Raw genomic sequence first — 391 nt, 5'->3', positions numbered from 1 at the left:
AATACGGAAAATCAAAGGCGACCTAGAAAAATAGGAAACTTTGAAGTCGTCGACAATTTCATTTATCTGGGTTCCGTACTTCATAACTCCGGCTCTTGCGAATTCGAAATAAAACGGAGAATTGAGATCGCTCGCTCGGCCATGATCAAAATGACAAGAATCTGGAAAGATCGTAATATTACCAAGAAGACAAAAATACACCTTGTCAACGCTCTAATCTTTCCAATCTTCTCATATGCCTCGGAGACCTGGGTAATCCGTGCCAGTGAAAGGAAAAGGATTGATGCTTTCGAAATGTGGGTGTGGCGCAGAATGTTGAGAGTTCCCTGGACGGCTAGACGAACTAATGTCTCCATTTTAAATGAAATAAAGCCCTCCCAGAGACTCTCAT

1 protein-coding gene is annotated in these 391 nt (G+C 42.2%); it reads right to left on the bottom strand.

Annotated features, from left to right (window positions below; all coding sequences use genetic code 11):
* Positions 1–80: 80 nt before the first annotated feature.
* Positions 81–391: hypothetical protein (locus tag GUI43_RS34370; protein ID WP_211326811.1), on the bottom strand; the 311-nt coding region annotated here is incomplete at its 5' end.

Origin of the sequence: Micromonospora noduli (assembly GCF_003264365.1) — a bacterium.
Lineage (GTDB): Bacteria > Actinomycetota > Actinomycetes > Mycobacteriales > Micromonosporaceae > Micromonospora > Micromonospora noduli.
This window is presented reverse-complemented; position numbering and strand designations above follow the sequence as displayed.